13 protein-coding genes and 1 pseudogene are annotated in these 14,510 nt (G+C 67.9%); 8 read left to right on the top strand and 6 right to left on the bottom strand.

What is annotated here, in order from left to right:
* Positions 1-488: pseudogene (locus RU01_RS23180) on the top strand (DUF222 domain-containing protein); the annotation flags it as partial.
* A gap of 19 nt (positions 489-507) precedes the next feature.
* Here RU01_RS23180 and RU01_RS12575 read toward each other — a convergent pair.
* The gene (locus RU01_RS12575) at positions 508-1,335 is read right to left on the bottom strand and encodes an alpha/beta fold hydrolase (RefSeq protein WP_042574914.1); all 828 of its coding nucleotides are present in this window, start codon (positions 1,333-1,335) and stop codon (positions 508-510) included.
* Positions 1,336-1,424: 89 nt separating this feature from the next.
* Between RU01_RS12575 and RU01_RS12580 the strand changes: the two genes are divergently transcribed.
* The gene (locus RU01_RS12580; protein WP_042574915.1) at positions 1,425-2,648 is read left to right on the top strand and encodes an alkane 1-monooxygenase; all 1,224 of its coding nucleotides are present in this window, start codon (positions 1,425-1,427) and stop codon (positions 2,646-2,648) included.
* On the opposite strand, the gene RU01_RS12585 is transcribed toward RU01_RS12580, so the two are convergent.
* Positions 2,649-3,341, bottom strand: coding sequence for a mycothiol-dependent nitroreductase Rv2466c family protein (locus RU01_RS12585; protein ID WP_042574916.1), 693 nt, complete (start codon positions 3,339-3,341; stop codon positions 2,649-2,651).
* 58 nt (positions 3,342-3,399) lie between these two features.
* A complete protein-coding gene (locus tag RU01_RS12590) occupies positions 3,400-4,683 on the bottom strand; it encodes an ROK family transcriptional regulator (RefSeq protein ID WP_042574917.1) in 1,284 nt (427 codons plus the stop codon).
* 324 nt (positions 4,684-5,007) lie between these two features.
* On the opposite strand from RU01_RS12590, the gene RU01_RS12595 reads away from it, so the two are divergent.
* Together RU01_RS12595 and RU01_RS12600 are read left to right on the top strand one after the other, a co-directional pair.
* Positions 5,008-5,895, top strand: a complete 888-nt coding sequence (locus RU01_RS12595; RefSeq protein WP_042574987.1) for a TauD/TfdA dioxygenase family protein — start codon at positions 5,008-5,010, stop codon at positions 5,893-5,895.
* 26 nt (positions 5,896-5,921) lie between these two features.
* The gene (locus RU01_RS12600; protein WP_042574918.1) at positions 5,922-6,662 is read left to right on the top strand and encodes an SDR family NAD(P)-dependent oxidoreductase; all 741 of its coding nucleotides are present in this window, start codon (positions 5,922-5,924) and stop codon (positions 6,660-6,662) included.
* A 10-nt stretch (positions 6,663-6,672) separates the two neighbouring features.
* On the opposite strand, the gene RU01_RS12605 is transcribed toward RU01_RS12600, so the two are convergent.
* Together RU01_RS12605 and RU01_RS12610 are read right to left on the bottom strand one after the other, a co-directional pair.
* Entirely contained in the window at positions 6,673-7,854 is a 1,182-nt protein-coding gene (locus tag RU01_RS12605) for a L,D-transpeptidase (protein WP_042574988.1), read from the bottom strand.
* A 37-nt stretch (positions 7,855-7,891) separates the two neighbouring features.
* Positions 7,892-8,959, bottom strand: coding sequence for a UDP-N-acetylmuramate dehydrogenase (locus RU01_RS12610; protein WP_231568695.1), 1,068 nt, complete (start codon positions 8,957-8,959; stop codon positions 7,892-7,894).
* A 97-nt stretch (positions 8,960-9,056) separates the two neighbouring features.
* On the opposite strand from RU01_RS12610, the gene RU01_RS12615 reads away from it, so the two are divergent.
* From RU01_RS12615 to RU01_RS12630, 4 genes are read left to right on the top strand one after another with little or no spacing between them, the layout of a single operon-like run.
* Entirely contained in the window at positions 9,057-10,619 is a 1,563-nt protein-coding gene (locus tag RU01_RS12615; protein WP_042574919.1) for an MBL fold metallo-hydrolase, read from the top strand.
* Between the two features lie 9 nt (positions 10,620-10,628).
* On the top strand, positions 10,629-11,147 hold the full coding sequence (locus RU01_RS12620) for a DUF2505 domain-containing protein (protein WP_042574920.1): 519 nt from the start codon (positions 10,629-10,631) through the stop codon (positions 11,145-11,147).
* 22 nt (positions 11,148-11,169) lie between these two features.
* Positions 11,170-11,673: a DUF2505 domain-containing protein gene (locus RU01_RS12625; RefSeq protein ID WP_042574921.1), complete on the top strand. Its 504-nt coding sequence runs from the start codon at positions 11,170-11,172 to the stop codon at positions 11,671-11,673.
* A 31-nt stretch (positions 11,674-11,704) separates the two neighbouring features.
* Entirely contained in the window at positions 11,705-12,472 is a 768-nt protein-coding gene (locus RU01_RS12630; protein ID WP_197074765.1) for a class I SAM-dependent methyltransferase, read from the top strand.
* Here RU01_RS12630 and pabB read toward each other — a convergent pair.
* Positions 12,402-14,510: an aminodeoxychorismate synthase component I gene (gene pabB / locus RU01_RS12635; protein WP_231568700.1), complete on the bottom strand. Its 2,109-nt coding sequence runs from the start codon at positions 14,508-14,510 to the stop codon at positions 12,402-12,404. The genes RU01_RS12630 and pabB overlap by 71 nt on opposite strands.

A 14,510-nucleotide genomic window follows, 5' to 3' on the forward strand; every position in this document is an offset into this window, starting at 1 on the left:
CCTCCAGCGCCCTCGACACGTTCGTGCGCATCCGCGACCAGTACTGCACCTGGCCCGGCTGCAACCGTGGAGTGTGGACCGGCGATCTCGACCACATCGCGGAGTACGAACACGACGATCCCGACGGCGGCGGCCAGACCACCGACGTCAACCTCGGCGGCAAATGCAGGTTCCACCACAACCTGAAGACGTTCGGTGACTTCGTCGACGATCAGTACACCGAAGACGACACCGGACGCGTCGTCTCCACCGTCACCACACCCGAGGGCCTCGTCGTCCCGGGGCCGGCGCACAACGGATACGACATCCACCCCGGACTCACCGACGTCTCCTTCGACGTACCCGATCCACCGCCGAGTCCGCCCCGCACTCCCCCCAACAGACGCCGCACACGTCTGGCGGACAAGCATGCCCGCCGGAGGAACGAACGCAACCGCAACCGCCGGGCCCGCGAATTCGCCGACACCGACGACCCACCACCGTTCTGACACGCATCACGTGTGTGGACTAACCCAGAGAGTCGACGAAACCCGTCAGCTCGGACAGGAAGCGGGCAGGGTCCGCGACGAAGGGACCGTGGTCGACGCCGTCCCACCACGACGTCCGCGCGTCCGGGATCACCGACGCGGTGTGCTCCCCGGCCGAGAACTCGACGACGGTGTCCGCGGTGCCGTGCAGCACCAACGCGGGAACATCGAGTGCCGCCAGGGTGGCGTCGTGTTCGAGATCGCGGCGGAACACCGCCGACCGGACCCGCGGACGCGTCGACAGGCTGGCGCCGAACAAGGCCTGCGCCTGCTCACCGAGGCCCTCGCCGGGGCCGGTCAGAGCCTTGCCGAAACTGCCGAGCGCGCGGATCGCGACGCGCGGATCCTCGCTCATGGCTCCCGGGATCGCCGCCCGCATCGACGATCCGACCGCTCCGCCCGGACGGTCCGGTCCGATCGCGGTGATGGCGGAGACGAGCACGACGCCGTCGACGGCTGCGGTCCCGTACACGGAGAGGTAGTCGCACAGCACCAGCCCGCCGTACGACCACCCGGCGACGACGGCGCCCGAGCGGATGCCTTCCTGCTCGAGCACGGCATGGACGTCGCCGGCCCACAGCTCGGAGCGGTCGTATCCATCGGCGGGAGCGCCGGATGCTCCGTGTCCCCGCAGATCGACGGCGATCACCCGGTAGCGCTCCGCGAGTTCCGCCAGCAGGCCGTCGCCCCAGCACGCTCCCGTCTGCGCCCACCCGTGGAGCAGGACCAACGGCCGTGCCCCGACGTCCCCCGTGATGCGGTAGACGAGGGACGTCCCGTCGCGGCCGAAGGCCTCGCGTATTGCCATGACACCAACTTATCGAGCGCTGATTGTGGGATGTCAGAAGGGCATCGTCACCAGCCTGAGCAGGGCCGACGCGTCGGTAAAGTTTCGACGTGACCGAAACACACCAGCGCTCCATCTCGCCGAAGACGGGTGAGTGGCGTGACCTCAACAGGTACTACTGGCCGTGGGCGCTCATCGCTCCGATGCTCCCCGTCATCTCGGTGGGCCTCGTCTACGCCTTGCAGTGGTGGGCACCGACCGCCTCCCAGGTGGCCTGGTGGTCCGGCGCACTGTTCCTCTACGTTGTTGTCCCGATCGCGGACCGCATCATCGTCCCGTTCGACGAGAACCCGCCCGAGGAACTCGTCGAATCCCTCGAGGCGGACTTCTGGTACCGAGGCTGCGTCTACGCGTACATCCCGATGCAGTTCGTCGGCATCGTGTTGTCGTCGTATCTGCTGACGGCCGACGACCTGTCCTGGCTGGGACTCGAGAACGGTCTGTCGATGGCCTCGAAGATCGGGCTGGCGCTGACCATCGGACTGGTGGGCGGCATCGGGATCAACACGGCACACGAGTTGGGACACAAGAAGATCGAGTGGGAACGGTGGTTGTCGCGCATCGTGCTCGCCCAGAGCTTCTACGGGCATTTCTACGTCGAGCACAACAAGGGCCACCACGTCCGCGTCGCGACGCCCGAGGATCCGGCCAGCTCGCGTCTCGGCGAGACGCTGTGGCAGTTCTACCCCCGCAGCGTTCTCGGCGGGTTCCGATCGGGCTGGGTGCTCGAGCGAGAACGCCTGCAGCGCATGAACAAGCGGACCTGGTCACCGTCGAACGAGAACCTGACCGCCTGGGCGATGAGTCTGGTGCTCTGGGGCGCACTGGTCGCCGTGTTCGGTCTCGAACTGTTGCCGTTCCTGGTTCTGCAGGCGGTGTACGGCATCTCGCTGCTCGAGGCCGTGAACTACCTCGAGCACTACGGGTTGCTTCGACGCACCAAGGACAACGGCCGCTACGAGCGCTGCACACCCGAGCACAGTTGGAACAGCGATTACGCGGTGTCCGACATCTTCCTCTACCACCTCCAGCGCCACAGCGACCATCACGCGAACCCGACCCGTCGCTACCAGATCCTGCGCAGCATGCCCGAATCTCCGCAGCTGCCTGCGGGTTACGCGCCCCTGATCCTCGTGTCGTACTTCCCGTTCCTGTGGCGGGCGCTGATGGACAAGCGCGTGGTCGCGCACTACGACGGCGACCTCCGACGCTCGAACATCCAGCCCGCGAAGCGGGAGAAGTACCTCGCGAAGTACCCCGTACCGACGCAGTAGCTACTTCTTCGGGCGCCGACTACCGCCGTGCCAGTCCTGCTGCACGCCCGCCTCGTCGTCCGACACGCCGAGGGCTCGCAGCTGGGGCAGCTCCCGCAGACTTCGCTTCAGCTCCGCGAACCCGGGGAACCGTGCCAGTCCCACGACGTGGTCCCACAGCTCGGCCGCCTCGGCGTCCGACGGGAGCCGGCTGATGACCGGGCCGAAGAACGCCACGCCCTCGGGCGGCTCCACGTGGATGATCGGTGTGCCGACGTCCTTGCCCGTGAGCGACAGCGCCTCGTCGGTCGACGCTTGGATCTCCTCGTCGAGCGACGTGTCGTCCAGAGCCCGAGCATGATGCTCGGGCAGGCCGAGCTCGGCGAGGATCGGTGCGAGGAACTCGGCCGTTCCGCGGTGCGCGTGAGCACCGGCCTCGTCGGGAACCGGTTCCGCATCGAAGATGCGGGCGCCGAACGCGGCGTACAGCGGGCCCATCGCCTCCCGGCCGTGCTCGGCCCGCACGCTCGCGGCAGCCCGGAGCAGCCGGAGTCCCGCGGTGTGTCCCGCCTCGTACTCGGGCGGGAAGTGCGCCTCGTAATCGATGTGCGCGTTGAGTTGTCGGAGGGAGATGAAGCTCCAGTCGACGGTGTAGTCCCGTTGCGCCTGGACGATGCGGACCCACTTACTGGTCATCCAGGCGAACGGGCACACCGGGTCGAAGTAGAACCGGAGATCGGGTGCTGTCGTGTCCGCAGTATTCCCCGTGCGATCAGCGCTGAGCGTCGATCTTGCGCATCGTCACCACGGGATCGGCGTAGAGCGAGCCGAGGGACACCGCGGCCGCCGCATGATCTTGCACGCGCTTGCCGAAGGTCGTCACGCGCACCCGCCCCGACGTGGCCACCGAACTCGCTGCCGCGAACGCGGCTTCGACGCGCGGCATCGTGGCCGGGTACGCGGTGAACGCCTGCCCACCCACCTGCACGCTGTCCGGATTGACGACGTCGTGCACCAGCGCGAGGGCACGACCCAGTGCATCGGCGCGATCGTTCAGAAGTTGTTCCGCCACAGGTGAACCCGTACGCGCGGCGAGGTACACCGCGGAGATCGACCGCTCGGACTCGTCGACCAGACCACTCGCGCGCGCCGCCGCGAGCACCGATCGATCGCTCACGGTCGCCTCGAGGCATCCGGTACGGCCGCAGTCGCACACGGCCGACGAGCCGGTCGGTAGATGAGCGATCGACCCCGGGCCGCCCGCGGGGGTGTGCACCCGACCGTCGATGGTCAGCGCCAACCCCGTCATCTCCCGCGCATAGAAGTACAGCGAAGTGCCCGTGTGATCCTTTTCCGGCGTCTCCGGTGCGAGCAACAGCTCCGACGCCGCCATCGCCTCGACGTGCGGCGCCACGGCCACCACGGCGCCGAGCCGCTCCCCCAGAACAGCACCCACCGGGGCATCGGACCAGGCGAGGCGGGGGTGATCGACGGTGCCCTTCTGCGCGTTCACACGCCCGCCGATGGCCACGCCGACGAAGAGGATGCGGCGTCGGTGCCACCGCGCGGCGAATGCGGCGGCGCTCTCCGCGATGGATCGCAGTGCGCCGGAATGGCTGCCGGACGGAGTGGGGATCTCCACCCCGCCGAGGACGGTCCCGCGGAGATCGACGGCGACGATGCGGGTCGTCGTGGCACCGATGTGGACGCCCAGAGTGCACTGCCCCTCGTGGTCGACCTCGACGGGTACACGGGGGCGTCCCACGGCGCCGGACGTCGACAGGTCCGCGCGTTCGCGGAGCAGTCCTGCCGAGATCAGGGCGCTGACATGACGATTGACGGTCGCGGTACTGATGCCGGTGGCGCCCACGATGACGTCGCGCGAGACCGGCCCGCGCTGGACGACGGCGCGGAACACCACGGCGGCGGGGGTGTCACTGACACGGAGTTCGGGAGCGACGACGCGAGCCGGGCGTGCGCGGCCGGTTCTGGTGTGCGGGGGCCGCCCGAGCGGGGAGCGAGCCGGGGTGGAGGCAGCGAATGTCGAGACAGACATGAAGGTTCCTCGGAACTGAAGTGACGGGGTGAGCCGGAGGCGAGAGTGCCGAGGCCGGTCGTACCCGTGCGACGAACCGAAAGATCAGTTCACCGAGCGACGCGCGATCAGTCTCGGACGAGTCCGCGTCGACAACAGAGTTCGCGAGCGAGAGGCAGGCGGGAACCGAGAGCAGCGGTCACATAGGTGACCCGCGGCGCGGTCTTCCTCGCTGGTGCCATGACCGAAAAGTAGCACTGATGTCGCCGCGCTGCAGAATCGCCTGTTTCGCTCGAGGTGATTCGAAAGGTCGACATCCTGCACGAACAGGACCACAGTGAGCCCATGAAGACCGTGAAACTGGGCGCGAACATCGGCGCACGTATCGACGATGTGCGCCTCGGCGGAGATCTGCCGTCGCACGTGGTGGCCGACATCAACGACGCACTTCTCGAGCACGAGGTCGTGTTCTTCCGAGGACAGCACCACGTCGACGAGAAGGTCCAGTACGCGTTCGCGGAGCGCCTCGGTATCCCCACGACACCGCACCCCACGGTGCGCTCGCGCGGAACCCGCACGCTCGCCACCGATTCCACGTACGACAAAGCGGACAGCTGGCACACCGACGTCACGTTCGTCGACCGCATCCCGAAGGCGTCGATCCTGCGCGCGGTGACCCTGCCCGCCTACGGCGGCACCACGACGTGGGCGTCGACGACCGCTGCCTACGAGCAGTTGCCGCCGGCGATCGCGGCGCTGGCCGACTCGCTGTGGGCCGTGCACACCAACGTCTACGACTACGCGGCCGTCGCGGCCGAGAAGTCCGTGTCGTCGTCCGCCCAGCGTTACCGCGAGGAGTTCCGCAGCGAGTACTTCGAGACGGAACACCCCGTCGTTCGCGTCCACCCGGAGACGGGTAAGCGCTCGATCGTGTTGGGCCACTTCGCCAAATCCTTCACCGGCCTGTCCTCGAAGGAATTCCGCGCGATCTTCGAGCTGCTCCAGGATCGGGTGACGCGCCTCGAGAACACCATCCGGTGGTCGTGGGAGCCCGGCGACATCGCCATCTGGGACAACCGGTCCACCCAGCACTACGCCGTCTCCGACTACGACGACCAGTACCGCCGCCTCGAACGCATCACCCTCGCCGGTGACGTCCCGGTGAGCGTGCACGGTGAGTACTCCCGCGTCGTCGCCGGAGATGCGTCCGGGTACAGCGCGATCGCGAGCTGACACACCGGCGTCCTAGGCTTGTCCTCATGACTCAGTCACCTCAGCGCACCGCCGTCGTCACCGGAGCGAGTTCGGGAATCGGGGAAGCCACCGCCCGCAGACTGGCCGCCGACGGATTCCATGTCGTCGTCGGCGCACGCCGGGTGGACCGGCTCGAGGCGCTGGCCGAGGAGATCGGCGGAACAGCGCTGGCTCTCGACGTCACCGACGAGGATTCCGTCGCCGCGTTCACCGCGGTGATTCCGCGCGTGGACATCCTGGTGAACAACGCCGGCGGCGCCAAGGGCCTGGCCCCCGTTCTGGCCGCCGACCTCGAGGACTGGCGCTGGATGTGGGAGACCAACGTCCTGGGCACGCTGCGGATGACGAAGGCACTCCTGCCCAAGCTCATCGAGTCCGGTGACGGCCTCATCGTCACCATCACCTCGATCGCGGCCTTCGAGACCTACGACAACGGCTCCGGCTACACCTCGGCCAAGCACGCGCAGGGCGTTCTGCACCGGACGCTGCGCGGCGAGCTGCTGGGCACGCCCGTCCGCCTGACGGAGATCGCACCGGGCGCCGTGGAGACCGAATTCTCCCTCGTGCGTTTCGACGGCGACGCGGACAAGGCCGCGAAGGTCTACGAAGGTATCGACCCGCTGGTGGCCTCGGACATCGCCGACGTGATCGCCTTCGCGGCGTCGCGTCCCCCGCACGTCAACCTCGACACCATCGTCATGCGCCCGCGCGATCAGGCTCCGGGCGGGCGCTTCAGCCGCCGCTGAGACCGATCGGTCAGGCGGCCAAGGCGCTCATCGACTGCCACGTGGACCAGTCCACAGCCCAGTCGTAGATGTCGCCGTCGGCCGCCGACAGGTCGATGCGCGTGCCCGTGACCTCGACCGGATCGCCGTAGACGGCCATCTGGAAGTACGTCTGGGCGTCCTCGGTGGAGAGGTTGATGCAGCCGTTGGTGACGTTCGACGATCCCTGGACGCCGGTGGTCAGCGGGTTCGCGTGGATGAACTCGCCGTTGTTGGAGATGCGGGTGGCCCACCGTTCGCGCACGTTCTCGTAGAACGGCGGGTTCGACATCAGGAAGTCCTCGTACTTCTCCGACACCACGTGGATGCCGCTGCGCGTGACGTTGCGGTCCTCGTTGCCCTCGCCGTAGCTCACGGGAATGTCCATGACGGTCACGCCGTCGCGGACCACCTGCATGCGGTGACTGGTCGCGTCGGCGATGACCACCTGACTGCGACCGATGGTGAAATCGATACTCACGTCGGAGTCGCCGTACGCGCCGCCGCCGTAGTTCACGCCGTACAACTTGGCCGACACCTGCACGGACGTGCCGGGTGCCCAGTAGTTCTGCGGACGCCAGTGCACCCGCGACCCGCCGTCGTCGGGCAACCAGGCCCACGATCCGACGGTGGGCGGGTTCGTCGTGATGGTCAACGCCTTCTCGACGGCCTTCTTGTCGACGATCGCATCGTCGAACTTCAGGATGATCGGCGCCGCGACGCCCACTTCCTGCCCGTCACCGATGTTCGTCGAGACCGAGGTGATGGACGCCGGGGCGACGGTTCCGACAGTGCCCTCGACGGGGACCGTCTTGCCGTCGCTCCCCACGGCGGTGCCGGTCCAGGTGTAGACGGCGTCGTACCCCAGCGGTTCGGTGACGGTGAAGGTGGTCTTCGCGGGATCCAGGCTTCCGGCGACCGTCCGGCCGTCGGCCGTGGTCAGCGCTACCTGCTGGAAGGTCCCGTCGGCGACGGTCACCGAAATCGGCGTCGAGGGCGACACGTCGGTGGAGCCGGCCGCTGGTGTGTAGGTCACCGCGGCGACGGGCGCGGCCTCGGTGGTCGGCGCTGCGGCCGACCCCCCGGAACCGGAGCCGGTCGAGCATCCCGCCACGAGCGCCACCACGAGTGCCAGCACCGCGAGAACGGCCGCGATCGGTGTCTTCCCCTGCATCGTCACGCGCACAACGGTACCTGTGGAAACAGACTCGTCAGTCGAGCGAGCAGTTCACCAGTCGGCACTCGGGGGTCAGGGTGATCCCGTACTTCTTCAACACACCGGCCTTGACGTGCGACGCGAGCGCGAGGACATCCGCCGCCGTGGCGCCGCCCCGATTGGTGACGGCCAGGACGTGGCGGGTGGACAGCGTGACGCGCCCGGTGCCGAAGTCCGCGCCGTAGCCGCGGGAGAAGCCGGCGTGCTCGATGAGCCAGGCGGCGCTGAGTTTGATGCCCTTGGGGTCCGTGAACTGCGGTGATCCGAGAGCTTCGGGCGGAACCACCTCGACGATCGGATTCAGGAAGAACGATCCGACACTCCACGAGTCGTGCTCCGCCTCGTTCCACACCATGCCGCGATCGGTGCGCAGGGCGATGACGGCGTCGCGGACCTCCCGAGCGGACACCGTGTCGCCGATGCGGACACCGAGCCGCTCGGCGAGAGCGGCGTAGCGCACGGGGGCCGACTCGTCGCTGCGCTGAAGGTCGAACGTGACGTTCACCACGACGTAGCGGTCGGTGTACTTGAACGCCGAGGACCGGTGCGATCCGAACCCGCAGCGGGCGTTGTCCCACACCTCCACCTCGCCGGTCTCGCGGTCGAGAACGGTGACCGATTCGAGGCAGTCCGAGGTGGACGCTCCGTAGGCACCGACGTTCTGCACGGGCGTGCCGCCCACGCTGCCCGGGATCCCGGACAGGGCCTCGACACCGGCGAGGCCGTGGTCGAGTGCGGTCCGCACGAGCAGGTCCCACTCGACTCCGGCATCGGCGTGGATGCGAGTGCCGTCGACACGCAACCCGGAGGTGGCGATGTGGACGACGACACCGTCGAACCCGTCGTCGCCGACGAGCAGGTTGGACCCGCCGCTGATCACCAACAGAGGCCGACCGTCGGCGTCCGCGCTGCGCACGGCGTCGACGAGCTGCTCCGACGTGGTCGCGTCGACGAACGTGCCGACGGGACCACCCACGCGGATGGTGGTGAGATCGGCGAAGGTCGTGCGCGCGGGATCGCCGCTGCGAACGAGGTCCGCGGACAGGTGAGGACTGCTGGTCACGAGGGTGAACGGTACCCGGCCGGTCGGGGTGGCAGGCACCCGCGCGAGCGCGCCTACCATGGAGGGTGAACGGACTAGGTCTTTCGGAAGGATTCACGTGCAGGTCACCAGCGTCGGACACGCCGGATTCCACATTCGGACAACAGCGGGATCCATTCTGTGCGACCCGTGGGTCAATCCGGCGTACTTCACGTCGTGGTTCCCGTTCCCGGACAACTCCCAGCTGGACTGGGACGACCTGGGCAACTGCGACTACCTGTACGTCTCGCATCTTCACAAGGACCACTTCGACCCGAAGCACCTGGCGAAGCACGTCAACAAGGACGCCGTGGTGCTGCTGCCGGACTACCCGGTGCCGGATCTGCGCACGGAGCTCGAGAAGCTCGGCTTCACCAAGTTCTTCGAGACGACCGACTCGGTCAAGCACACGGTGTCCGGCCCCAAGGGCGACCTCGACGTGATGATCGTCGCACTGCGTGCCCCCGCCGACGGCCCCATCGGTGACTCCGGCCTCGTCGTCAGTGACGGGGAGACCACCGCGTTCAACATGAACGACGCCCGACCCGTGGACCTCGACATGATGACCGAGGCGTTCGGCCACATCGACGTGCACATGCTGCAGTACTCCGGTGCCATCTGGTACCCGATGGTCTACGACATGCCGCAGCGCGCCAAGGATGCCTTCGGCACCCAGAAGCGGCAGCGGCAGATGGACCGGTGTCGGCAGTACATCGAGCAGGTCGGCGCGACGTGGGTCATCCCGTCGGCCGGTCCCCCGTGCTTCCTCGACGACGAGCTGCGCTCACTGAACGACGTCTACGGCGATCCGGCGAACATCTTCCCCGACCAGATGGTGTTCCTCGACCAGATGCGCCGCCACGGCCACGACAAGGGCTTGTTGATGATGCCGGGGACCACGGCGGACTTCGCGGGCTCCGACCTGAACGAGCTGGCGCACCCGCTGCCCACCGACGAGGTGGAGGCCATCTTCACCACCGGCAAGGCCGACTACATCGAGGCGTACGCGCAGCGTCAGGCCGACGTCATCGCGGCGGAGAAGGCGTCCTGGGCTACCGCAGCCGGCGAGCCGCTGCTGGGACCGTTGCGCGCCTTGTTCGAGCCGATCATGGCGCAGACCGACCAGATCTCCGACGGCATCGGCTACCCGGTGGAGCTCAACCTGCAGGGTGCGGATCGGGTCGTGCTCGACTTTCCGAAGCGGATAGTCCGCGAACCGATCCAGGACGAGAAGTTCCGCTACACGTTCGAGATCCCGGCCGAGCTGGTCCGCACGGTGCTGCGGGACGGAGAGTCCGACTGGGTCAACTCGATCTTCTTGTCGACGCGGTTCCGCGCGAAGCGGGTCGGTGGCTACAACGAGTTCCTGTACACGTTCTTCAAGTGCCTCACCGACGAGCGCATCGCCTACGCGGACGGCTGGTTCGCGGAGGCGCACGACGACACGGCGACCATCGTCAAGGACGGCTGGGAGATCCAGCGTCGGTGCCCGCATCTGAAGGCGGATCTGTCGAAGTTCGGTGTCATCGAGGGGAACACGCTGACGTGCAACCTGCACGGCTGGGACTGGAACCTCGAGACGGGCAAGTGCCTGACCTCGAAGGGTCACCCGCTGCGATCCGAGCGCGCCGCGCAGAGTTAATCTCAGTCCATGCCACGCAGGTTCGATCACACGGTCCCGTCCTCCCTCTCCGCCGCGACGGTGCACGCCGCGCTCACGTCGGAGAAGTACTGGGCGGATCGCCTCGAGGCCGTGGGCGGCCCCAAGGCCGTGCTGAACGATGTCACCGTCTCCGGGGACACGGCCGACACCCGCACCGTGTCCGTATCCATGACGCAGGCCATCGCCGAGGAGCTGCTGCCGGGCGCGATCACCTCCATCCGCCCCGGTGACCTGGTCATCCACCGCACCGAGTCGTGGGGTTCACTGGACGCCCAGGGCGCCTCGGGCACGTTCGAGGCCAAGGTCGAGGGCGCTCCCGCCTCGATCACCGGAACTCTCGCGCTGCGGTCGAAGGGTGCCGGATCCGCGCTCACCGCGACGGGTCAGGCCGAGGTCAAGGTGCCCATCTTCGGCGGGAAGATCGAGCAGGCCGTCATCGAGCAGGTCCTCGCCCTCATCGACGCCGAACAGGATTTCACCGACACCTGGGCGCCGGAGCACCTCTGACTCACCGGTAACCTCATCGACCATGGCACGTCGCATGAACTACTCGGCTCGACTCCCGTTCACGACGGAACAGGTGTACGCAGCGTTGACGACCCGGGACTACTGGGACGCGATCATCGTCGAACTGCGCAAACTGTCCGAGAACGAGCTGACGAAGTTCGAGGTCACCGCCGACGGCGTCGACGTCGTCATGCGCCACATCATCCCTCGCAACACGCTTCCCGACGTGGCGCAGGCCGTGATGAAGAAGGACATGGTCATCACCCGCAACATCCACCACGACGCGTACTCGGAGACGACGGCCGGCAAGTACGACGCGTCCATCCCCGCCGGTCCCGGCAGCCTCACCGGCACGACGTCGCTGTTCGCGACCGAGACCGGCTCCACGCTGCGCACCACGTCCGAGGCGAAGGTGTACATCCCGTTCATCGGCGGCAAGCTCGAACAGTTGATGTTGGTCAACCTCGTCGATCTGTGGCGCGGCGAGGGCGACGTCACGCACGAATGGCTGACGAAGAACGCCTGATCCCCCCTCTGCGCTTCCGGACCGTCTGCTCATGGCCTTCGAGGGTGTCGTCACCCGTGGCACGACGAACATCAACAGGCTGCGTCGCAGTGATCGCAGGCTGGTGCACGATCCGGCGATCCGGTCGCTGCTGACCTCCTCGTCGGCGCCGCTGGTCGTCGATCTGGGGTACGGGGCGTCCCCGGTGACGACGCTGGAGTTGGCCTCTCGACTGAGGACCGTCCGTGCCGACATCGCCGTCGTCGGACTCGAGATCGACCCGGGGCGAGTAGTTCCCGATCAGGACGGCGTGAGCTTCCGACGCGGCGGTTTCGAACTGGCCGGGCTCCGACCCCACCTGGTGCGCGCGTTCAACGTGTTGCGTCAGTACCCCGAGGATGCAGTACCGGGGGCGTGGTCCCGCATCACGTCCTCGCTCGCCGACGGAGGTCTGCTGATCGACGGGACGTGCGACGAACTGGGCAGACGCGCGACATGGGTGACCGTGGCCGCGCAGGGACCGGTGTCCCTGACCATCGCCTGGGATCCGTTCACGGTGGACCGTCCGTCGGACATCGCCGAGCGCCTACCCAAGGCCCTCATCCATCGGAACGTTCCCGGCGAGCGCATCCACGACGTGCTGCGCGCCGCCGACCGTGCGTGGGACGTCGCCGCTCCCCTGGCGCCGTTCGGCCCGCGGGTGCGGTGGCGCTCGGCGGCGACAGCGCTTGCTGCACAGGGCCTTCCGATCACGGTCCCGCGACGTCGGATGCGGGACAACGTGCTCCAGCTGCCGTGGGAGGCGGTCGCACCGGCGTGAGCCCGAGGGCACCGAGCAGCGCTGCCGCTTTCAGGTGCATCTCGCGGAGTTCGTCCTCGGGGTCCGACAACGCGACGATCGCGCCGCCGGTGCCGACGCTCGCCATGCCGTCGGACAGCACGATCGTCCGGATGACGATGGAGAGGTCGGCAGCGCCCGACAGCGAGAACCAGCCCAGCGCACCGGAATACACGCCGCGTGCACCGTTCTCGAGACGGTCGATGATCTCCGTCGTCCGACGCTTCGGCGCGCCGGTCATGGAGCCACCCGGAAACGCCGAGCGCACACAGTCGACGGCGGTCGCTCCCGCCCGCAGATGCCCCACGACCGTGGACACCAACTGGTGCACATGAGTGTGGGTCTCCACGTCGAACAACACGGGCACCCGGACCGACCCGGACTCGCACACTCTGTTCAGATCGTTGCGCACCAGATCGACGATCATGATGTTCTCGGCGCGGTCCTTCTCGCTGGACCGCAGATCGTCCCGCGCCGCGACGTCCTCGTCCGGGGTACGTCCGCGGGCGCGAGTGCCCTTGATGGGCTTGGACTCCACGTCTCCCGACGCGGTGATCCGCAGGAACCGCTCCGGTGACGCACTGAGCACCGCGACGCCGGGGAATGACAGGAACGCCCCGTAGGGAGCGGGGCTGACGCGTCGTAACGCTGTGTAGAGGTCCGCCGGATCGCCCGTGTACGGCACGGTGAACTCGTTGGTCAGGCAGATCTCGTAACTCTCCCCCTGCGTGATCAGGTCCAGGCAGGCAGCGACGGCCCGGCGGTAGGCGTCGTCGTCGTGCCTCGGGCGCACATCGGCCGGCGGAGGACCGAACGTGGGGCGTGCCGCAACGACCGGTTCCCACGGCGTCATCGCTGCGAGGGCGGACTCCGTCGTCTCCAGCCACGCCAGCGCGGCGGCGGAACTGCACCCGACCTCCGAGAGCGTCAGCAGATACGTGCAGCGTTCACGGTGATCGAGAGCGACGAGTCGGTCCGCGAAGATCATCTGCACGTCCGGCGTCCGCGCCGCATGGACGGCGCCTCCGGACGTCTCCGCTGCCAGCTCGTAGCCGAGGTACCCGACGTAGCCGAGCGTGAACTCGAACGGCACCTCCGGTACGCGGGACAGGGTCCGCAGACCCAGCTGCTCGTCCAAGTACTCGAGGAAGCTCGGCACCACGGTCACGCTCTCACCCTGCACACCGCGCACCGTGACCGTCGACGTCGCGACGTCGTACTCCAGGTGCTCGGCGAGCGGGCCGTCACCCGAGCCGAGGAACGAGAAGCGGACTCCCCCCGTGATGTCGGCGCTCGAGTCCAACCAGAACGACGTCGCACCACCGAGGAACCGGGACACCTCGGCCGGGTCGGGGAGGCTGTCGATCCGCCGCACGTGTGCCTCGTACCGTGCGGGCCGGATGGACGGCGGGTCGGGCGCGGGCGCCACCCGTGTCGACGGCGGTACAAGGCTCAGGAAGTTCGCGATCAGCTGCAGCCCACCCTCCGTGCCGATCGACTCGGGGTGGAACTGCACGCCCCGGATCGGCAAGGTGCGGTGACGCAGAGCCATGACGACTCCGTCGTCGCTGCGTGCGGTCACCTCGAGAACGTCGGGCACCCGCGTGACGGCCAACGAGTGATAGCGGACGACGCGCAGCGGCGACGGCAGCCCGGCGAACAGATCCGTTCCGTCGTGGATCACATCGGACAGACGACCGTGCATCGGTGTCGGCGCCAGGTCGACTGTGCCGGAGAAACATTCGGCGATGCCCTGATGCCCCAGGCACACGCCGAGCACGGGCAGGCCGCTCCGGAGGATCGCCTCACGACCCAGGCTGAGGTCCGCGTCACGGCTCGGACGACCGGGGCCCGGCGAGACCACCACCGCGTCCACATCGGACCACGGAACCGAGTCGTACTCGGCATCACCCATCACGACGATCGGCGGAACCGACGACACCTCCTCGATGTACTGCGCGAGGTTGTAGGTGAAGGAGTCGTAGTTGTCGATCAGGAGGGTCCGCGTCACCGGGCCCAT

It is taken from the genome of Rhodococcus sp. MEB064, assembly GCF_000834565.1.
Taxonomy (GTDB): domain Bacteria; phylum Actinomycetota; class Actinomycetes; order Mycobacteriales; family Mycobacteriaceae; genus Rhodococcoides.

Excerpts from the sequence above, each read along its gene's own strand:
- RU01_RS12575 (WP_042574914.1), bottom strand. The coding sequence starts at position 1,335 with ATGGCAATACGCGAGGCCTTCGGCCGCGACGGGACGTCCCTCGTCTAC.
- RU01_RS12590 (WP_042574917.1), bottom strand. The coding sequence starts at position 4,683 with ATGTCTGTCTCGACATTCGCTGCCTCCACCCCGGCTCGCTCCCCGCTC.
- RU01_RS12595 (WP_042574987.1), top strand. The coding sequence starts at position 5,008 with ATGAAGACCGTGAAACTGGGCGCGAACATCGGCGCACGTATCGACGAT.
- RU01_RS12600 (WP_042574918.1), top strand. The coding sequence starts at position 5,922 with ATGACTCAGTCACCTCAGCGCACCGCCGTCGTCACCGGAGCGAGTTCG.
- RU01_RS12605 (WP_042574988.1), bottom strand. The coding sequence starts at position 7,854 with ATGCAGGGGAAGACACCGATCGCGGCCGTTCTCGCGGTGCTGGCACTC.
- RU01_RS12620 (WP_042574920.1), top strand. The coding sequence starts at position 10,629 with ATGCCACGCAGGTTCGATCACACGGTCCCGTCCTCCCTCTCCGCCGCG.
- RU01_RS12625 (WP_042574921.1), top strand. The coding sequence starts at position 11,170 with ATGGCACGTCGCATGAACTACTCGGCTCGACTCCCGTTCACGACGGAA.
- RU01_RS12630 (WP_197074765.1), top strand. The coding sequence starts at position 11,705 with ATGGCCTTCGAGGGTGTCGTCACCCGTGGCACGACGAACATCAACAGG.
- pabB (WP_231568700.1), bottom strand. The coding sequence starts at position 14,510 with ATGGGCCCGGTGACGCGGACCCTCCTGATCGACAACTACGACTCCTTC.